General features: G+C 36.6%; 19 protein-coding genes and 3 pseudogenes. All 22 read left to right on the top strand.

Translation table 11 applies throughout. The features are described 5' to 3' along the window. Window positions 1-3 precede the first annotated feature (3 nt). Complete coding sequence (locus tag LC087_RS05275; protein ID WP_226538370.1) at window positions 4-1,674, top strand: DAK2 domain-containing protein; 1,671 nt, start codon at window positions 4-6, stop codon at window positions 1,672-1,674. 211 nt (window positions 1,675-1,885) lie between these two features. Beyond that, window positions 1,886-2,548: an L-serine ammonia-lyase, iron-sulfur-dependent subunit beta gene (gene sdaAB, locus LC087_RS05270; RefSeq protein ID WP_226538369.1), complete on the top strand. Its 663-nt coding sequence runs from the start codon at window positions 1,886-1,888 to the stop codon at window positions 2,546-2,548. A 15-nt stretch (window positions 2,549-2,563) separates the two neighbouring features. Continuing rightward, entirely contained in the window at window positions 2,564-3,454 is an 891-nt protein-coding gene (sdaAA, locus tag LC087_RS05265) for an L-serine ammonia-lyase, iron-sulfur-dependent, subunit alpha (protein ID WP_226538368.1), read from the top strand. Continuing rightward, window positions 3,438-5,488, top strand: a pseudogene (gene recG / locus LC087_RS05260) (ATP-dependent DNA helicase RecG). Before sdaAA ends, recG begins: the two are co-directional and overlap by 17 nt. Window positions 5,489-5,614: 126 nt before the next feature. Continuing rightward, window positions 5,615-6,181 (top strand): transcription factor FapR, encoded by a 567-nt coding sequence (fapR, locus tag LC087_RS05255; protein ID WP_226538366.1) that lies wholly within the window; start codon window positions 5,615-5,617, stop codon window positions 6,179-6,181. 15 nt (window positions 6,182-6,196) lie between these two features. Next, window positions 6,197-7,186: a phosphate acyltransferase PlsX gene (gene plsX, locus LC087_RS05250; protein ID WP_226538365.1), complete on the top strand. Its 990-nt coding sequence runs from the start codon at window positions 6,197-6,199 to the stop codon at window positions 7,184-7,186. Window positions 7,187-7,223: 37 nt separating this feature from the next. Beyond that, a pseudogene (fabD, locus tag LC087_RS05245) lies at window positions 7,224-8,164 on the top strand (ACP S-malonyltransferase). Next, window positions 8,164-8,904 carry a 3-oxoacyl-[acyl-carrier-protein] reductase gene (gene fabG / locus LC087_RS05240; protein WP_226538363.1) on the top strand — a complete coding sequence of 247 codons (741 nt, stop codon included), beginning with the start codon at window positions 8,164-8,166 and terminating at the stop codon, window positions 8,902-8,904. The pseudogene fabD and the gene fabG overlap by 1 nt, the downstream one beginning before the upstream one ends. A gap of 92 nt (window positions 8,905-8,996) precedes the next feature. Next, window positions 8,997-9,230, top strand: a complete 234-nt coding sequence (locus tag LC087_RS05235) for an acyl carrier protein (RefSeq protein ID WP_226538362.1) — start codon at window positions 8,997-8,999, stop codon at window positions 9,228-9,230. A 204-nt stretch (window positions 9,231-9,434) separates the two neighbouring features. Next, entirely contained in the window at window positions 9,435-10,142 is a 708-nt protein-coding gene (gene rnc / locus LC087_RS05230; protein WP_306020238.1) for a ribonuclease III, read from the top strand. Window positions 10,143-10,296: 154 nt separating this feature from the next. Then, entirely contained in the window at window positions 10,297-12,759 is a 2,463-nt protein-coding gene (gene smc / locus LC087_RS05225) for a chromosome segregation protein SMC (protein ID WP_443111814.1), read from the top strand. Beyond that, a complete protein-coding gene (locus LC087_RS19885; RefSeq protein WP_443111813.1) occupies window positions 12,740-13,864 on the top strand; it encodes a chromosome segregation SMC family protein in 1,125 nt (374 codons plus the stop codon). Before smc ends, LC087_RS19885 begins: the two co-directional genes overlap by 20 nt. A gap of 37 nt (window positions 13,865-13,901) precedes the next feature. Next, window positions 13,902-14,888 carry a signal recognition particle-docking protein FtsY gene (gene ftsY / locus LC087_RS05220; protein WP_226538359.1) on the top strand — a complete coding sequence of 329 codons (987 nt, stop codon included), beginning with the start codon at window positions 13,902-13,904 and terminating at the stop codon, window positions 14,886-14,888. Between the two features lie 115 nt (window positions 14,889-15,003). Further along, a complete protein-coding gene (locus LC087_RS05215) occupies window positions 15,004-15,324 on the top strand; it encodes a putative DNA-binding protein (RefSeq protein WP_226538358.1) in 321 nt (106 codons plus the stop codon). An 11-nt stretch (window positions 15,325-15,335) separates the two neighbouring features. Then, window positions 15,336-16,666, top strand: a pseudogene (ffh, locus tag LC087_RS05210) (signal recognition particle protein). Window positions 16,667-16,785: 119 nt separating this feature from the next. Next, window positions 16,786-17,058, top strand: a complete 273-nt coding sequence (gene rpsP / locus LC087_RS05205) for a 30S ribosomal protein S16 (RefSeq protein WP_226538356.1) — start codon at window positions 16,786-16,788, stop codon at window positions 17,056-17,058. Between the two features lie 14 nt (window positions 17,059-17,072). Further along, window positions 17,073-17,303 carry a KH domain-containing protein gene (locus tag LC087_RS05200; RefSeq protein ID WP_226538669.1) on the top strand — a complete coding sequence of 77 codons (231 nt, stop codon included), beginning with the start codon at window positions 17,073-17,075 and terminating at the stop codon, window positions 17,301-17,303. A 293-nt stretch (window positions 17,304-17,596) separates the two neighbouring features. Then, the gene (locus tag LC087_RS05195) at window positions 17,597-17,968 is read left to right on the top strand and encodes a YlqD family protein (protein WP_226538355.1); all 372 of its coding nucleotides are present in this window, start codon (window positions 17,597-17,599) and stop codon (window positions 17,966-17,968) included. A gap of 9 nt (window positions 17,969-17,977) precedes the next feature. Further along, entirely contained in the window at window positions 17,978-18,508 is a 531-nt protein-coding gene (gene rimM, locus LC087_RS05190; RefSeq protein WP_226538354.1) for a ribosome maturation factor RimM, read from the top strand. Beyond that, window positions 18,505-19,239: a tRNA (guanosine(37)-N1)-methyltransferase TrmD gene (trmD, locus tag LC087_RS05185; RefSeq protein ID WP_226538353.1), complete on the top strand. Its 735-nt coding sequence runs from the start codon at window positions 18,505-18,507 to the stop codon at window positions 19,237-19,239. The genes rimM and trmD overlap by 4 nt, the downstream gene beginning before the upstream one ends. 319 nt (window positions 19,240-19,558) lie before the next feature. Then, a complete protein-coding gene (gene rplS / locus LC087_RS05180; protein ID WP_226538352.1) occupies window positions 19,559-19,900 on the top strand; it encodes a 50S ribosomal protein L19 in 342 nt (113 codons plus the stop codon). 103 nt (window positions 19,901-20,003) lie between these two features. Further along, a complete protein-coding gene (gene lepB, locus LC087_RS05175; protein WP_264189754.1) occupies window positions 20,004-20,576 on the top strand; it encodes a signal peptidase I in 573 nt (190 codons plus the stop codon). The last annotated feature ends 17 nt before the right edge of the window (window positions 20,577-20,593 follow it).

Here is a 20,593-nt window from a genome sequence, read left to right as displayed (position 1 = left end):
TTTGTGGCACTAACTCAACTTGATGGAAAGAAGTTTGCAAAAATGATTATCAATGGTGCGAATCATCTTTCCAACAACGCAAAGATCGTAGACGCTTTAAATGTATTTCCAGTACCTGATGGGGATACAGGAACAAATATGAATTTGTCAATGACCTCTGGCTCTAAAGAAGTACAAAACTTATCAACTAATCATGCTGGAAAAGTTGGAGCTTCTCTGGCAAAAGGTTTGTTGATGGGAGCTAGAGGGAACTCAGGTGTTATTTTATCCCAACTTTTCAGAGGGTTTTCGAAGGCGATTGAAACAAAGGAAACATTAACTGTTGAAGATTTTGCTGAAGGATTACAGCATGGTGTCAATACTGCCTATAAAGCCGTGATGAAACCAGTGGAAGGGACGATTTTAACAGTTGCTAAAGATGCAGCCAAAAAGGCTGTGACAATCGCTCAAGCTGAGCAAGATTTTGTTTTATTTCTTGAAGAAGTGTTAAAAGAAGCGAAACAAGCCCTTAATCGAACACCAGATTTACTTCCAGTATTAAAGGAAGTTGGAGTAGTTGATAGTGGAGGTCAAGGATTAGTTTATGTTTATGAAGGCTTTTTAGCGGAACTTAAGGGAGAAGGAATTTCATTATCTACTTCTGGTCCTTCTATGACAGACATGGTTAATGCAGAACATCATAAAAATGTTCAGAGTCATATGAGCAGTGAGGATATTGAATTCGGCTATTGCACAGAATTTATGGTCAGATTTGAAGACGAGAAAAAACCTTTTAATGAGGAAAATTTCCGTGAAGATTTAAGTTCTTATGGAGATTCTTTGTTAGTCATATCAGACGATGAAATTGCTAAAGTACATATTCATTCAGAAGAGCCAGGGCAAGTATTATCTTATGGACAGCAGTATGGAAGCTTAATCAAAATGAAGATTGAAAATATGAGAGAGCAACATGCAGAGCTCCTTTTAGACGATCAAGATACACATATTCAAAAGCAACCTGTTTCTCCTGCTGAAAAGGAAAAATTCGGTATTGTTACTGTAGCAATGGGTGAAGGAATAGCAGAGTTGTTTAAAAGTATTGGTGCACATTACGTCATCGAAGGTGGTCAAACGATGAATCCGAGTACGGAGGACATTGTCGCCGCTGTAAAAAATGTAAATGCTGAAAACATCATCATCCTTCCTAACAATGGGAATATTGTCATGGCTGCTGAACAAGCGGCTTCAGTTGTAGAAGAAAATGCCGTTGTCGTTCCATCTAAGACGGTTCCTCAAGGGATGTCGGCATTATTGTCATTTAATCCTGTGGTTAGTATTGATGACAATAAATCATCAATGGAAAGTGCTCTTCAGCACGTCAAGACTGGTCAAATTACGTATGCGGTTCGAGATACAAATATAGATGGAATAGATATAAACAAAGATGATTATATGGGGATATTTGACGGGAAAATTGTTACGACAGCTAAAGAGCGCATAGAAACAGCTAAACAATTATTATCGGATATGATTGATGAGGATTCGGAAATAGTAACGATTTTATTTGGTCAATCAGCTGAGAAGTCAGAAATTGATGCGATCGTAAGCTTTATTAATGACCAATATGAAGATATAGAAATTGAGATACATGATGGGAAACAACCTTTATATTCTTACATCTTTGCAGTAGAATAAAATAACAAAATGTGTGGTTGTCACATGCTTATTTTTATTCACAGTAGAACAAAGGCGCCTCAAGAAACCTTGCGTCTGAACTAGAAAATAACGAAAGCTGGCAGATAGTAGCAAGTTGTTACTTGTATGCCAGCTTTTCTTAAAATTCCCTCCATTAGAGGTTTTGAATAAAGATATAAGATTTATTACATCCTTTTACAGAGGTGTCAATATGAAATATAGAAGTGTTTTTGATATTATCGGACCCATTATGATTGGTCCTTCAAGCTCTCATACAGCGGGAGCAGCCAGAATTGGAAGAGTAGCGAGAAGTTTATTCGGTAGAGAACCGAAGTGGATGAAAATTTCTTTCTATGGATCGTTTGCAGAAACATACAAGGGACATGGAACGGATGTCGCGATAGTTGGAGGAATCCTTGATTTTGATACATTTGATGAAAGAATCAAATCATCTATTCAAATGGCAAAAGATAAACAAATAAAGGTTGACTTCGTGAAAGAAGAAGCCCAAACAGACCACCCAAACACGGCGAAAGTCATTTTAGGTGATGATCAAGGTGAAATCGAACTAGTAGGGATTTCAATTGGTGGGGGAAAGATCGAAATTATTGAATTAAACGGATTTCTTTTAAGGCTATCTGGTAATCACCCAGCTATTTTAGTCGTCCATAATGACCGCTATGGTTCAATAGCGGCAGTTGCGAATGTGTTAGCGAAGCATACAATTAATATTGGTCATATGGAGGTTTCTCGAAAGGAAAAAGGTGAAATGGCGTTAATGACGATCGAAGTTGATCAAAATGTAGATGATAAAATCTTAAATGAGTTAGAAACGTTGCCCAATATTATTCAAGTTACAAAAATTGCTGATTGATTAAGGAGGTATGGTATGTTTCGAAATGTTTCAGAGTTGATAGAGCTTGCGGAGAGCAGACAACTTAAAATATCCGATATTATGATTGAACAAGAAAGTGAAGTAAAGAATCAATCAAAAGAACAATTGATGGAGCAAATGGACAAAAACTTAACCGTGATGGAAGAGGCCGTTCATAAAGGACTGCAAGGAGTTAAATCACATTCCGGTTTAACAGGTGGAGATGCTGTATTACTCCAACAATATATTCAAAGTGGCAATTCTATTTGTGGTCATGTTTTGTTAGATGCAGTAAGTAAAGCGGTTGCAACCAATGAAGTGAATGCGGCAATGGGAACAATATGCGCTACACCGACAGCAGGCTCAGCTGGGGTAGTTCCTGGTACATTATTTGCCATCAAAGAAAAAATCAATCCTTCAAGGGAAGAAATGATTAGGTTCTTATTTACTGCGGGAGCGTTTGGATTTGTTGTTGCCAACAATGCCTCTATATCCGGTGCAGCGGGTGGATGTCAAGCAGAAGTTGGTTCAGCTGCTGGAATGGCCTCTGCTGCCCTTGTTGAATTATTAGGTGGCACACCTAGCCAATCTGCAGAAGCAATGGCCATTACTTTAAAAAATATGCTTGGTTTAGTGTGTGATCCTGTAGCGGGGTTAGTTGAAGTACCTTGTGTGAAAAGGAATGCAATGGGAGCAGCTAATGCAATGGTAGCAGCAGATATGGCGTTAGCAGGAATTACAAGTAGAATCCCTTGTGATGAAGTGATTGACGCTATGTATAAAATTGGTCAAACAATGCCTTCTGCATTAAGAGAAACGGCTCAAGGAGGACTTGCTGCTACTCCTACTGGTAGAGAATTAGAAGCAAAAATATTCGGAGTGTCTCTAAATGATCAAACCATCTAATTTAAATCAACCTATCTCTATGTTAAAAGGAGTAGGATCTGAAACGGAAGCTATCATGAATAGTTTAGGGATTTTCACCATTCAGGATTTAATTGAATATTTCCCTTATCGTTATGACGAATACTATGAAAAAGACTTATCGGTAGCTAATCATCAAGAAAGAGTGACGGTTGAAGGGGAAGGTTCATAGCGAGCCTTCTCTTGTCTATTATGGTCGTAAAAAATCACGGTTGCAATTTCGCCTGCTTGTTAAAAACATTTTAGTTACGATTCATAGTTTTAACAGACCTTATTTAAAAAAGAAACTTCAACTTCATGATACCCTTTTGATAACAGGAAAATGGGATAGGCACAGACAATCGATCAATGCAGATGAAGTTGTTTTTGGTCATTTGCAAAAAAAAGATCAAATGCAGCCCATTTATCATGTTAGAGGAAACTTAACGGTTAAAATGTTGAGGAAGTTTGTTGCAAATGCCCTTTCTACATACAGAAAAGAAGTAGAAGAGACCTTACCAGTAAATATTAATCAAAAGTATAAGCTTGTTAGTCGAAGAGACGCTATTCAATCTTTGCATTTTCCTGAAAACCCTCAGCAATTAAAACAGGCTCGTCGGCGAATGGTCTATGAAGAACTATTATTGTTTCAACTGAAAATTTATACACTTAAGAGGGTAGAAAAAGAGAAAATAAATGGAATTAATCATAAATTTGACACCCTTAAATTAGAAGAGTTAATTCAAACGCTTCCTTATCGTTTGACAGGTGCACAAGAGAAGGTAGTCAATGAAATACTTCAAGACATGGAATCTACATTTCCAATGAATCGCTTATTACAGGGGGGATGTAGGATCTGGAAAAACATTAGTTGCATCTATCGCTCTTTATGCCTCCATCTTGTCTAACTACCAAGGAGCATTGATGGTACCGACTGAAATATTAGCTGAGCAGCATTATGAATCGTTAATAAAGTTATTTGACAATTATGGACTAACCATAAGCTTATTAACAAGCTCAGTTAAAGGAAAACGCAGAAGAGAAATATTAGAGAAGTTACAAACGGGAGAAATAAATATTGTTGTTGGGACTCATTCATTGATTCAAGAGGAAGTGAATTTTTCTCGTTTAGGCCTTGTCGTTATAGATGAACAACATCGGTTTGGGGTTGAACAAAGAAAAAAATTACGATCTAAAGGAACGGCTCCAGACGTTCTTTTTATGACTGCGACTCCTATTCCTAGGACTCTAGCGATTACCGCTTTTGGAGAATTAGATGTCTCACAAATTGATGAAATGCCCGCAGGAAGAAAGAAAATTAATACGTATTGGGCGAAACAAGACATGTTTGAAAGAGTTGTCTCTTTTATAGAGAAAGAGTTAAAAGAAAAAAGACAAGCCTATGTTATTTGTCCATTGATAGAGGAATCAGAAAAACTGGATTTACAAAACGCTTTGGATGTTTATCAGTTGCTAAATGAGCATTGGAATGGAAAGTGGAACATTGGGCTCATGCATGGGAAACTTCCTGTAGAAGAAAAAGATAGCATTATGAGGAAATTCAGTGACAATGAAATAAATGTTTTAGTATCAACGACTGTTGTGGAAGTAGGTGTGAATGTACCTAATGCAACCGTTATGCTCATTTATGATGCGGATCGTTTTGGTCTTTCTCAACTACACCAATTAAGAGGGCGAGTAGGTAGAGGAGAAGCGCAATCTTATTGTATATTATTATCTGATCCAAAATCAGAAACGGGAAAAGAGCGAATGAGGATCATGTGTGATACAAATGATGGTTTTGTACTTTCAGAAAAAGATTTAGAGCTTCGAGGTCCAGGAGACTTTTTTGGGTCTAAACAAAGTGGAATGCCAGACTTTAAAGTAGCGGATTTAGTTCACGATTATCGTGCTTTAGAGGTCGCAAGAGAAGATGCGAGTATGTTAGTTAATCAAGAACAGTTTTGGAATGGGGAAGAATATCGCCTATTAAGAATGCAGTTGTCTGATGTGATGAGTCAAGAAAAGCTAAATTAAAAGAGGTTTAGAATTAATGTTGCATAAAAACCAAATTGATTATATACTACTATTAGTACCTAGTCATAATTACTCTTTGATAAAAGAGTTTGGAATATATATGAAACGAACGGTGATCTAATTATTATGAGAAAAAGTAAAAAAGAAAGACAAAATTTATTGAAAGAAACCATTGATTCAACACCTTTTATTACAGATGAAGAATTGGCAGCTAAATTTAACGTAAGTATCCAAACGATTCGTCTGGATCGCTTAGAGCTTTCAATCCCAGAGTTAAGGGAAAGAATCAAACATGTTGCGGAGAAAAACTTGGATGAACAAGTTAAATCACTTCCTATAGATGAAGTAATCGGAGAAATGATTGACCTACAATTAGATCATTCGGCTATTTCTATCTTACCTATTCGCCAAGAACATGTTTTTAGCCGAAATCAAATTGCGAGGGGACATCACCTATTTGCACAAGCAAACTCGTTAGCGGTAGCTGTGATTGATGATGAGCTTGCTTTAACAGCTAAAGCAAATATTCATTTTACTAGTCAAGTAAAAGAAGGAGAGAAAGTAGTTGCTAAAGCAAAGGTGATTGAAAGCCAAAATAACAAGGGAAGATCGATTGTTCAAGTAGAGAGCTTTGTACATAATAAAGTTGTATTTAAAGGAACATTTGAAATGTTTCGTTCGAACCAAGTATAAAAAGAGGTGTTAGCTATGAAGATCGCCATTGATGCAATGGGAGGAGATCATGCTCCACAAGCAGTAGTGGACGGAGCAATCAAGGCAATTGATAAGATTAAAGGAATTGAAATTACTCTATTTGGAGATAAACAATTGATCGATGATTCGATTCCTGAACAGTATAAAACGCAAATTAAAGTAATACATACGGATGAAAAAATAGACTCTAACGACGACCCAGTAAAAGCAGTCCGCAAAAAAAGAAACTCGTCAATGGTTTTAGCCACAAAAGAAGTCAAGGAGCAAAAAGTAGATGCTTGCATTTCAGCAGGGAATACAGGAGCGTTAATTGCCTCAGGTTTATTCAATGTTGGAAGAATTAAAGGTATTGACCGACCAGGGTTTGCTCCTACTTTCCCTACCATTGATGGAAAGGGATTTTTGATGCTTGATGTTGGAGCAAACTCAGATGCTAAGCCTTCTCATCTTCTTCAATACGCGATAATGGGCTCCATCTATTCAGAAAAAGTGAGAGGTATAGCACAACCTAAAATAGGATTATTAAACATCGGAACAGAGGAGAATAAAGGAAACGAGTTGACGAAAAATGCGTATGAATTACTTAGTCAATCTTCTTTAAACTTTGTAGGAAATGTAGAAGCGAGAGACCTTCTAAATGGTGTAGCGGACGTTGTAGTCACGGATGGATTTACTGGGAACGTTGCTTTAAAAGCAATTGAAGGAACAGCTATGTCGATTTTTTCAATGTTAAAAGAGGAACTAACAAGCTCCCTTCCTAGTAAATTAGCCGCTTCTATATTAAAGCCTCAACTCAAAAATTTAAAGGCGAAACTAGATTATAGTGAATACGGAGGAGCAGGCTTATTTGGACTTAAATACCCAGTCATAAAAGCCCACGGATCCTCGGATGGTCAAGCAATGTTTAGTGCCATTCAGCAAGCAAGTGAAATGGTAACTAATAATGTTTGTGAATTAATCGAGTCTGCTGTAAATGAAAGATGAAAAACTAAGGCATAAAGGGTGAAGGAGGTATTAAGATATGACTAAAATGGCTTTTGTTTTTCCAGGACAAGGATCTCAATCGGTCGGAATGGGGAAAGATTTTTTTGAAAATGATAGTAAAGGTAGATTTATACAAGCAGATCAACTTCTCGGTTTTGAATTAAGTGAGATGATGTTCTCTGGCCCCCAAGAGGAGTTAACGTTGACCTATCATGCCCAGCCAGCTTTGTTGACTACGAGTATTGCACTTTTTGAACAGCTACAAAAACATGAAATTTTTCCTGATTATGTTGCAGGCCATAGTTTAGGCGAATATTCAGCATTAGTGGCAGCGGGTGTTTTAACTTTTGAAGAAGCTCTTATTGCAGTTCGAAAACGTGGACTCTTAATGAATGAAGCTGTACCTGCTGGAGAAGGGGCGATGGCTGCAGTGCTAGGGTTACATGAAGAAGTTCTTGAGAAAATTGTACAAAAAATTTCTTCGCAAGGTTCTTTAGTACAGTTAGGTAACATTAATTGTCCCGGTCAAATCGTTATATCGGGCACAAAACAAGGAGTTGAAAGGGCCTGTGAATTGGCTAAAGAAGAGGGCGCAAAACGAACGATGATGTTAAACGTAAGCGGACCTTTCCATTCTAAGCTTATGGAGCCTGCTTCGCACGCAATTATGCTTCAATCATTGATAAACTAAAGTTTAATCATCCAGTAGTACCTGTTATCTCAAATGTCACTGCAGAGCCAATGAACACGCCGGTAGAAATAAAAGAAAAGCTAATTGAACAGTTATATTCTCCTGTTAAGTGGCATCAGTCTATTCAATACTTGCTAGATCAAGGTGTGACAACATTTGTGGAAATTGGTTCAGGTAAAGTGCTATCAGGCTTAATAAAGAAAATTGATCGGAAAATAACGACCATTACTGTTTCAGACGTTGAATCAATGGTTAAAGCAATCAGTCAATTAAAGGAGGAAAGTTAATGCTAACCGGAAAAACAGCCATTGTAACGGGTGCCTCTCGAGGGATAGGGAAAGCAATTGCATTGGAGCTTGCTAGCCAAGGTGCAAATGTAATCGTTAATTATGCTGGAAATAAACAGAAGGCCGATGAAGTGGTAAATGCCATTAAAGAGTTAGGGCGTAACTCAATGTCCATTCAGGCCGATGTATCGAATGAAAATGATGTTAAAGAAATGATCAAGGTTGTAAAAGAACAGTTCGATACGATTGATATTCTAGTTAATAACGCAGGTGTGACAAGAGATAATTTATTACTGCGAATGAATGAGACTGAATGGGATGACGTTATTGAAACAAACTTAAAAGGCGTTTACTTATGCATTAAATCCGTTGCAAGGCAAATGATGAAACAGCGAAATGGAAGAATTATTAATTTAGCATCGGTAGTTGGAATCAGTGGAAATGCAGGTCAAGCGAATTATGTTGCGGCTAAAGCGGGGGTTATTGGCTTAACAAAATCTTGTGCAAAAGAGTTTGCTAGTCGAAACATTACTGTTAATGCCGTTGCCCCAGGGTTTATTGTTACTGATATGACTGAAAAATTACCTGAAAATGTACAAAATCAAATGTTAAATGAAATTCCTTTAAAACGTTTTGGAGATCCTAAAGATGTTGCACATATAGTATCTTTTTTAGCATCTGAAAATAGTGGATATATTACTGGACAGACAATTCAAGTTGATGGTGGTATGGTGATGTAAAAGAGGTTGTATTAATAATGGTTTGAACAGAATGAAAAAGTTTGTTCTTTTACTCGAAATCTTTTATAATACTTGAGGGGAGGTGAGGTACGATGGCAGATGTACTAGATCGTGTTACGAAGATTGTTGTTGATCGTTTAGGCGTTGACGAATCTGAAGTAACACCTGAGGCTTCTTTTAAAGATGACCTTGGAGCAGATTCCCTAGATGTAGTTGAGCTAGTGATGGAACTTGAAGATGAATTTGACATGCAAATTTCCGATGAAGATGCAGAAAAAATTTCAACAGTCGGAGATGCAGTGAAATACATACAAGGTCAATCATAAATAAGAAAAGAGGTTGGTAAAAATACCATCCTCTTTAATTCTTGCATTTTATTTAAAAGATAACTATATGTAACATGAAACAGTCATATTAAGAGGTTGTTCAAAAAGATTGAAACAATAACAGTTGAATAATAGCTTTCGCTTTATTGCTCTCTTGATTTGCTCCTTTTTGAACGCTTTATTTATATCTTGATGGAGGTAAATATGGGGCAAAGACAAAATAGGAAAATTGAAAAGTTTAAGGACCTTCAAAAAGTTATCGGTATTCGTTTTAAGCAAGAAAAATTGTTATATCAGGCTTTTACTCATTCATCGTATGTGAATGAGCATCGTAGAAAACCTTATGAGGACAATGAACGACTTGAATTTTTAGGTGACGCTGTACTAGAGCTGACAATCTCACACTTTCTTTATAAGAAATACCCACTTATGAGTGAGGGGGAGTTAACGAAGCTCAGAGCTTCAATTGTTTGTGAACCTTCTTTAATGGAATTTGCCCAATCTCTTAATTTTGGTCAATTAGTCCTATTAGGAAAAGGAGAAGAAATGACCGGTGGAAGAAATCGGCCGGCCTTATTGGCTGATGTTTTTGAAGCTTTTATTGGTGCCCTGTACTTAGATCAAGGTCTAGATGAGGTTAGGACATTTCTTGAAAAGTTTATTTTTCCTAAAATTGATGACGGTGCTTTTTCTCATGTGATGGATTATAAAAGTCAGCTTCAAGAAATTATTCAACGAGATTTCAAGGGTTTAATTGAATATAAGATTGTTCAAGAGAAAGGCCCATCTCACAGTCGAGAGTTTATTTCTACTGTTTCTATTAATGATAAGATTTTTGGAACAGGAAATGGTCGATCGAAAAAAGAAGCTGAACAAAGGGCGGCACAAGAAGCTTTAAAAGCGTTACAATAATTTTTGAATTGAACAACCATAATGAATTAAATGCAATAGTTGATGATGAGTAAGTGCTAGTACTCCATCTGTAGTAGTCTTTTTCTATCAGATGCGTTGTTCCTAGCACTTTTTACTGATTTATAAAACATTTGTGATGAGAGGAGGGTACAATTTGTTTTTGAAACGTTTGGAAATTATCGGATTTAAGTCATTTGCCGAACGAATGTCGGTTGACTTTGTCAACGGAGTTACTGCGGTCGTAGGTCCTAATGGTAGTGGGAAAAGTAATATAACAGAAAGTATTCGCTGGGTTTTAGGAGAGCAATCCGCTAAGTCTTTAAGAGGAACCAAGATGGAGGATATTATTTTTTCTGGGAGTGACTCTAGGAAAAGAATGAATATGGCTGAGGTTAGCTTAATACTTGATAATAGTGACAGCAGGCTTCCAATTGATTATAAAGAAGTCAATATTACTAGACGAGTTTACCGCTCAGGTGAAAGTGACTTTTTGATTAATAAACAATCCTGCAGATTAAAGGATATTGTTGAGCTGTTTATGGATTCAGGACTCGGTAAAGAGTCTTTTTCAATAATTAGCCAAGGAAAAGTAGAAGAAATATTGAGCAGTAAAGCTGAGGAACGACGGAGTATTTTCGAGGAAGCAGCGGGTGTACTGAAATACAAAACAAGGAAAAAGAAAGCAGAAGTTAAATTAGATGAGACGCAGCAAAACTTAGACAGAGTAGAGGACATTCTTCATGAGTTAAGTGAGCAATTGGAACCATTGAAAATTCAGTCTTCTATTGCAAAAGACTATTTGTACAAGAAGGAGCAATTAGAAAAAAATGAAGTGGCCCTTTTAGTTCATGAAATCGAAGACTTAAATAATAAGTGGGAAGATCTCTCTCATTCTTTTAATAAAAATCAACATCAAGAGCTCGAGATTAGTTCAATTCTTCAACAAAAAGAAGCAGAAATTGAACAAAACCGAGATCGAATGGAAGCCTTGGATGAATCAATTCAAGAACTACAGCAAGTTCTTTTAGTTGCAACTGAAGACCTAGAAAAACTTGAGGGAAGAAAGGAAGTTTTAAAAGAAAGAAAGAAAAATGCTTCCCAAAATAAACAGCAGCTCAGAAGTCAAATTGAGGAATTGACAGAACTGATTTATCACCGTGAAGCTGAAAAAAAACAACAAGAAATAGTATTCTCTTCCTTGTATGATGAGGTCATTACGATTCGTTCTAAAATTGAACATAAACAAAAGCAATTAAACGAGTATGACGAAAATGTTGAAGAAAAGCTTGAAGAATTAAAAGGTGACTATATCGAATACTTAAATAAACAAGCGACTACAAAGAATGAACTACACTTTTTAAATGAACAACTTGAATCTTTAGGTCAAAAATTTAACCGACAAAAAAATAATAATGAAAGGTACATAAAAGAACGTAAAGAAATAATCTCTCAAAAAAATCAACTTACCGTTAAACTATCTAAAATAGATCAACAGTTATCACTAACGGAGAAAAATCTCCATAATCAAGAGCAGCAATTAACAAAAACAAAAGATTATTATCAAGAGCAAGAAAGTTTACTTTATAAAGCTTATCAATATGTAAATAAAGTTCGCTCGAAAAAAGAAATGTTAGAATCGATGCAAGAAGATTATACAGGGTTTTATCAAGGTGTTCGAGAAGTACTAAAGGCGAAGGAGAAGTTAAAGGGAATTCATGGAGCAGTCGCTGAACTTATTCAAGTGGAGACATCGTATGAAACAGCCATTGAAATTGCACTTGGAACAGCTGCCCAACAAGTGATTGTTGAGAATGAGCAAAATGCTAGAAACGCCATTCAATACTTAAAACGAAATTCATATGGTCGAGCAACGTTCCTTCCTTTATCAACGGTTAAAAAAAGACAGATTACAAAAGATGATTTATCGAAGATTAAAGATCATCCTTCCTTTATTGGGATTGGTAGTGAAATTACTTCGTATTCAGAGCAATATGAGAATGTGTTTAAATATTTACTAGGGGCTGTCCTTATTTCAAAAGATTTACAAGGAGCAAATGAACTAGCAAGAGTTCTACGTCATAAGTATAGGATTGTTACGTTAGAAGGAGACGTTGTTAACCCTGGAGGTTCTATGACAGGGGGGGCGGTGAAAAAAACAAATCAATCCCTTCTTAACCGAAATCGTGAATTAGAAACGTTGCAAAAAAGCTTAAAAGAAATGGAAACTAAAACAGTAAGGCTGGAAGATGAAGTAAAGAAAGTAAAAGAAGAAATAAAGGGACAAGAACAACAAGTTAATGAGCTCACTGACCATAAACAATTTCTTCAAATGCAAATACAGACGAAAAGAATGGAAATACGAGAAGTTGAAATTAAAGAGCGTAATATAAATGAACATTTAAAAATTTATGATGCGGAACAAGACTCATACAATGACGAGAAACAAGCCATTCATGATAAGAAGCAGCTTCTAAATGAAAAACTTTTATCTATTTCAGAAAAGATTACTCGTTTAGATAAAGATATTAAGGAGCTCTCAAATAAGAAAACGACAATCGAGTTTTCAAAACAAGAGTTAATTCAAGAGCTTCACCGAAATGAAGGTGTTGTTTGCTAGTAAAGAGCAATCGTATGAAAATAAAAAAGAGCTACTTGATAATGAAAAAAAAGATATTCTCCGTCAACAAGAAAGGTTAGATGTATTAAAAGAAGATTTAGCTCTTCTTAATAATGAACTCACAAACCAAACAAGTGGAGAAAGCCAAATTGAAAAGGCAGCCGAGCAGAAATTCAATGATAAAAATAAAACGTTAACACTTATTACATCTAGGCGAGAAGAACGACATACTTTGTTTCAACAATTAGAGAAAGAAGAACTAGAAATTAAAGAAGTAAAAAGACAATATAAAAAGGTAAGTCAATTATTAAAAGAAGATGAAGTTCATTTAAACCGTTTAGATGTAGAATTAGATAACAGGCTTACGCAATTGAGAGAAGACTATGAAATGTCGTTTGAAGCGGCTAAACATAAATATCCATTACTTCAAGATGAAGAACAAACGCGAAAACAAGTGAAGTTAATTAAACTGGAAATAGAAGAGTTAGGCACGGTTAATTTAGGAGCTATAGATGAGTGTGAACGAATTAGTGAGCGATACAATTTTCTAACCGAACAAAAGCAGGATCTTACAGATGCCCAAGATACGTTATTTCAAGTCATTAATGAAATGGATACTGAGATGAAGAAAAGGTTTGAAACAACATTTACTGATATTCGCTCTCATTTTCATGTTGTATTCAGGCAGTTATTTGGAGGTGGGAGAGCGGACCTACAATTAACTGATCCAGAGGACTTATTAAATACTGGGGTGCAAATTCTTGCACAACCGCCAGGTAAAAAGCTTCAGCATCTAAGCCTTCTTTCGGGTGGTGAAAGAGCGTTAACAGCGATTGCTCTTTTATTTTCAATCTTAAAGGTAAAACCAGTTCCTTTCTGTGTCCTCGATGAAGTTGAAGCCGCACTAGATGAAGCAAACGTTTATCGCTTCGCTCAATATTTGAAGCAATATAGTGAAGAGACGCAGTTTATCGTTATTACACATAGAAAAGGGACAATGGAAGAAGCCGATGTCCTTTATGGGGTAACGATGCAAGAATCAGGTGTGTCAAAGCTTGTGTCAGTTCGGTTAAATGAGATGGAAGGTTTGACAAAATCATCATAAAACAATTGTTGTTTATTGAAAGAAAGGGATGGATTAAATGAGCTTTTTAAAAAAAATGAAAGAGAAGCTGACGACACAAACGGATCAAGTCGCGAGTAAATTTAAAGAAGGATTAACAAAAACTAGAGATCAATTCTCTGAAAAAGTTAATGATCTTGTCGCAAAATATAGAAAAGTTGATGAAGACTTTTTTGAGGAACTAGAAGAAATATTAATTTCTGCCGACGTGGGCGTTAATACGGTCATGGAGCTAATCGATGAATTAAAGGATGAGGTTAAAAAACGAAACATACAAGATACAAAGGATGTTCGATCTGTTATTTCAGAAAAGCTTGTTGAGATTTATGAAGGAGATGAAGACGAGCATCAAGACTTGAATATAAAAGATGGTCGCTTAAATATTATTTTGTTTGTTGGAGTAAATGGGGTTGGAAAAACGACAACGATAGGAAAGATCGCTCATAAGTTTAAAAATGAGGGGAAAGAAGTTTTAATGGCGGCTGGAGATACATTTAGAGCGGGTGCCATTGAGCAATTAGAAGTATGGGGAGAACGTGTAGGTGTGGATGTCATAAAGCAGGCAGCTGGCTCTGATCCTGCGGCAGTCATGTACGACGCTATACAAGCCGCAAAAGCAAGGAAAACAGATGTCCTTCTTTGTGATACCGCAGGTAGGCTACAAAATAAAGTAAACCTTATGAAGGAATTAGAGAAAGTAAAAAGAGTGATTGAGAGAGAGGTGGAAGGTGGCCCTCACGAAGTTATGCTCGTTTTAGATGCAACTACAGGACAAAATGCGATGAGTCAAGCGAAGCAATTTTCAGAGGCTACTGACGTTACGGGGATTGTTTTGACGAAGCTAGATGGTACGGCAAAAGGAGGCATTGTCCTTGCGATTCGCAATGAATTGCAAATTCCAGTGAAATTTGTCGGACTAGGAGAAAAAATGGACGATTTGCAGGAGTTCGAAGCTGAAAAGTATGTATACGGTTTGTTTGCTAATTTAGTAGAGGAAGAAGAGTAACAAGCTCTAACACTTGAATTCGAAGCATATAAGTATTTGCTCTTGACATAGGTTTTAATGGTAAGTAAACTATATATGTGTAAAGGCATTTCACTTAACAAAGGAGTTTGTCGATATGCTTGAAAAGACGACACGTATTAATTATTTATTTGATTTTTATCAGTCTTTGTTAACGCCTAAACAAAAGAGCTATATGTCTTTATACTATTTAGATGACTTTTCTCTTGGTGAAATTGCCGAGGAATTTGATGTGAGTAGGCAGGCGGTTTTTGATAACATTAAGCGTACTGAAGCTATGTTAGAAGAATATGAGCATAAATTAAACCTTCTTGAGAAATTCCAAGAACGTAACAAGATGATCAAAAAAATAAAAGAACATCCTCATGCAACAAAGGAGATCGTTCAATTACTACACAATCTTGAAAAGTTGGATTAGGAGGTGTATATATGGCATTTGAAGGTTTAGCCGATCGTCTTCAGGGAACCATTAAAAAGATCACTGGTAAGGGAAAGGTAACAGAAGCGGATGTAAAAAAGATGATGAGAGAAGTTCGTCTCGCTCTTCTCGAAGCTGATGTTAACTTTAAAGTTGTTAAGCAATTTGTTAAAAAGGTGAGCGAACGCGCTGTTGGACAAGAAGTTATGCAAAGCTTAACGCCTGGTCAGCAAGTAATTAAAGTAGTAAAAGAAGAGCTGACGGAACTTATGGGCGGGGAGCAAAGTAAAATTGCGGTTTCAAATCGTCCTCCAACAGTCATCCTCATGGTAGGGTTGCAAGGAGCTGGTAAAACAACGACAACAGGAAAGCTTAGTAATCTTTTAAGAAAGAAATATAATCGTAAACCTTTACTTGTTGCAGCTGATATTTATCGACCTGCAGCCATCAATCAGCTAGAAACAATAGGAAAGCAACTGAATATGCCCGTTTTTTCACTAGGTGACAAAGTCAGTCCTGTTGAAATAGCAAAACAGGCAATTGAACATGCCAAAACTGAGCATTACGATTATGTTCTTATTGATACAGCCGGTCGTCTTCATATTGATGAAGAGCTGATGACAGAGCTTACACAAGTGAAAGAAGTAGCTAATCCACATGAAATTCTTTTAGTGGTCGATTCTATGACCGGTCAAGACGCTGTGAATGTTGCTAATAGTTTTAATGAAAAACTAGGCTTAACAGGCGTAGTTTTAACGAAGCTTGATGGGGATACTCGTGGTGGAGCGGCTTTATCGATTAAATCTGTGACGGATAAGCCTATTAAGTTTGCAGGTTTAGGTGAAAAACTTGATGATTTAGAGCCTTTTCACCCTGAACGAATGGCTTCTCGAATTTTAGGAATGGGTGACGTACTTACCTTAATTGAAAAACTCAATCTTCTGTTGATGCGGACCAAGCGAAAAAGTTAGAAGAAAAAATGCGAACGATGTCCTTTACGTTTGACGATTTCTTAGAACAGCTTAGTCAAGTAAAACAAATGGGACCGTTGGAAGATCTCATTAACATGATGCCTGGTGCCAATAAGATTAAAGGGTTAAAAAATGCCAAGGTAGATGAAAAGCAACTTGTTTATGTCGAAGCGATTATTCAATCGATGACGGCTGAAAAAGTCCATCCTGAAACGATTAACGCTAGTCGTAAAAAGCGTATTGCTAAAGGGAGCGGAACTTCTGTTCAAGAAGTTAATCGCTTATTGAAACAGTTTGAAGAAATGAAGAAAATGATGAAACAAATGACCAATATGCAAAAAGGGAAAAAAGGCTTTAAATTCCCGTTTTAACTACCTATTTAAGTTAAAAAGAAACAACTTTTTTGAATGACAAGAAAAAACACTTTACAAACGATAGAATGACTGATAATATACTATCTTGTTGAACAAATTTCGGAGGTGCTTTAAAAATGGCAGTAAAAATTCGCTTAAAACGTATGGGAGCAAAAAAATCTCCTTTTTACCGTATTGTAGTAGCAGATTCTCGTTCTCCTCGTGATGGACGTCAATTAGAAACAGTTGGAACTTATAATCCAGTTTCAGAACCTGCAGAAGTTAAAATTGATGAGGAATTAGCATTGAAATGGTTAAAAGATGGTGCAAAACCTTCTGATACTGTAAGAAATCTTTTTTCTAAAGCAGGTATTATGGAGAAGTTCCATAACGAAAAACTTAAGAAGTAATGGAACATTCTGATATGAAAGAGCTCATTGAAACGATTGCTCAGTCTCTTGTAGATTTTCCTGATGATGTCTTTGTATCAGAAAGAGAAACAGAAGAAAAAGTTACTTATACACTTTCTGTCCATAAAGAAGATGTTGGAAAAGTGATTGGAAAGCAAGGACGTGTCGCAAAAGCGATGAGAACGGTTGTGTATGCAGCGAGTAACCAATCGTCAAAACGAGTAACTTTAGAAATTCAGGATTGAAGAGAGGTTGACTTCTTAGTGAGTCAACCTCTTTTTTTACAGAGTAAGAAAGTATAAAAAATCTGTCCTTATTCGGATGGTGCTTTTATTTTTGTCTAGCTCCAGCGCCCAGCGACGGGTAGCGCTTTCGACGCACAGGACGTGCTAGCATCAACGTTGCCCACAGGACGTGGGCGTCTTTAGTTGACGTTCCAATTGTTGTGCGTCGCTAGACGGGCGCTTGCGCTTTTCTTACAGAGTAAGAAATTATAATCCTTTTAGTTTTAACGTCAACAATGAAGGAGAAGGTTCACATGAATATTATTCAAGAGATTATTGTTAAACAAGTTGTGACACCTAAAAGTAAACAGACGTTATTAAATCGTTTCGAACAAGAGAAAATAAAACTAGAAAAGGAAATCGATCAGTTGCGATTTCAGTCCAAAAAGAAAGACCAAGGTACTAATCGAGGATTAGTATATAAAAAAGAGATTGACAAGCGTCAAGAAAAAATTGAAGTCGTTGAGTTTCAAATTCAGCAGCTGGCCATTCTTCCGCTAAATAGTGAAATTATTGAATCCAAGGCTAAAGGAATAGTAGATGTGAATGTTGGGGATGACTGGAATCAACTCATGAATAACAAAACGATTGTCATTGAAGATGGAATTGTAAAAGAAATTCGCTGAGGTGAAAACATGAAAGATATAAAATGGTTTAACGTAGGGAAACTAGTCAATACACACGGAATCCACGGAGAAGTTAGAGTTATTTCAGTTACCGATTTTCCTGAAGAACGTTACCAAAAAGGAAATAGATTATATTTATTTAATAAAAACGACAGCAAGCCAACAGAGGAAGTAGTTGTCCACTCTTATCGAAAGCATAAAAATTTTTATTTATTAACTTTCGAAGGGCTCAACAATATTAATCAAGTGGAACCGTTTAAAGGGATGGAAATAAAAGTGACACAAGACCAATTAACCCCCCTTTCTAAAAACGAATACTACTTACATGAAATCATCGGCTGTGAAGTCGTTTCAGAAGAAGGAAAAGAGATTGGACGTATAAAAGAAGTATTATCTCCTGGAGCAAATGATGTATGGGTTATAAAAACAGCTTCAAAAAAGGAAGTGCTCATCCCATATATTGAAGAAGTCGTAAAAGAAGTGAATATTGAAGAAAAGAAAATTACCATTCATGAAATGGAAGGGTTACTAGACGAATGAAAATTGATATTTTAACCTTATTTCCTGAAATGTTTCCAGGCGTTTTGAATCAATCTATTTTAAAGAGGGCTCAAGAGAATGAGATCGTTGATTTTTCTATTCACAATATTCGTTCATTTTCAGAAAATAAACATAGGACAGTAGATGATTATCCATACGGTGGAGGGGCGGGAATGGTCCTTAAACCGGAGCCTGTTTTTAATGCGATTGGAAAATTAACGGAAGGTCAAAAGCAAAGAAGTAAAATCATTTTAGTCTGTCCTCAAGGGGAAAGGTATTCGCAACAAAAAGCAGAGCAACTAGCAAAAGAAGATCATCTCATGTTCATATGTGGTCATTATGAAGGATATGATGAAAGAATTAGAGAGAACCTCATCACAGACGAAATATCCATTGGAGATTTTGTCTTAACGGGTGGAGAACTTGCGTCAATGGTGATCATTGATAGTGTCGTCAGGCTATTGCCAGGAGTGCTAGGGAAAGAACAATCTCATCAAAACGATTCTTTCTCTACAGGAATGCTGGAACACCCTCATTATACAAGACCAGCTACTTATAAAGGGTTTAAGGTCCCTCAAGAGCTTCTAAGTGGGAATCACGCGTTAATTGAAAAGTGGAGGCAAAAAGAATCGTTAAGAAGGACATGGATGAGGCGTCCTGATTTACTGGATAAAATAGACCTATCTGATGAACAAAAAGAGTGGTTAAAGGAAATAAAGGAAGAATCTTAGGAGAGGTTGTTTAAAAAGTCTTACGACGTCCAGGAAGGCCTAGCATCATCGTTAACTCTCGCGACGTTGGCTTTAATTAGATGATTACCTTGTGTATTGATGTTCCTTCGATCAAGGCGAAAATACTTTTCGCACTCTCGGCCTTTCTCCCCCCTCCTTTTTGAAAGCGAAATAGCAAGATATAATAAATCAAAATTAAGATTTTATTGCCTATATAACGCTACTGTGATAAAATACTCTTTGTGACTAATTAGTTACGTGAAAACATGGTGTTCCGCTGTCATTTTGTTATGAGCATCAGGTGGAAGGAGATGACAATATGCATACATTAATTCAAGAAATTACAAAAGACCAATTACGTAGCGATTTACCAGAGTTCCGTGCTGGAGACACTTTACGTGTTCACGTTAAAGTTGTTGAGGGTACACGCGAACGTATTCAGGTGTTTGAAGGTGTTGTAATTAAACGCCGTGGTGGTGGAATTAGTGAAACATTTACAGTACGTAAAGTTTCTTACGGTGTAGGTGTTGAGCGTACATTCCCATTGCACACACCGAAAATTTCGAAAATTGAAGTGTTACGTAGAGGTAAAGTACGTCGTGCTAAACTTTATTACTTACGCAACCTTCGTGGTAAAGCAGCTCGTATTAAAGAAAGATAATTTAACCGTTTTTAATACAAAGAAAAGGAGGCTGACTCGTATTAGCAGAATGCTAGTGAGTCAGTCTCTTTTTATAACAGATACTTTAAAGTAGGTGAGGGTATTGACAAATACGCAAAATAAAGTGGTTGAAAAAAAGAAAAAAGAATGGTTTGAATGGGTGAAAGCATTAGGGATTGCTGTTATTCTTGCTGTTATTATTAGATCGTTTTTATTTGCTCCAGTAGTAGTGGATGGGGAGTCGATGACGCCTACTTTATTGAACCAAGATAGGATGATTGTCAATAAAATCGGCTACTCTATTAATGGGCTGGACAGATTTGATATCGTTGTCTTTCACGCAACCGAAGATAAAGATTATATTAAGCGTGTAATCGGGTTACCTGGTGACGAAATTGAGTATAGAGATGATCAGCTCTATATAAATGGGGAAGAAGTTGACGAGCCGTTTCTAGATGAGCAGAAAGAGCAAGTGTTTGGATTGTTAACAGAAGACTTTACATTAGAAGAAAGAACAGGTAAATTAACTGTTCCTGATAATGAGATATTTGTAATGGGAGACAATAGACGAAATAGTCAAGATAGTCGTCATATTGGAACCGTACCTATGTCTGAAGTAATGGGCAAAACAGAGTTTGTTTTCTGGCCAGTAGAGGATTTTGGAATGGTCGAGTAAAGTTTAGAAGGTGATGT

Origin of the sequence: Bacillus carboniphilus (assembly GCF_020524035.2) — a bacterium.
Lineage (GTDB): Bacteria > Bacillota > Bacilli > Bacillales > JAIVKR01 > Bacillus_CC.
This window is presented reverse-complemented; position numbering and strand designations above follow the sequence as displayed.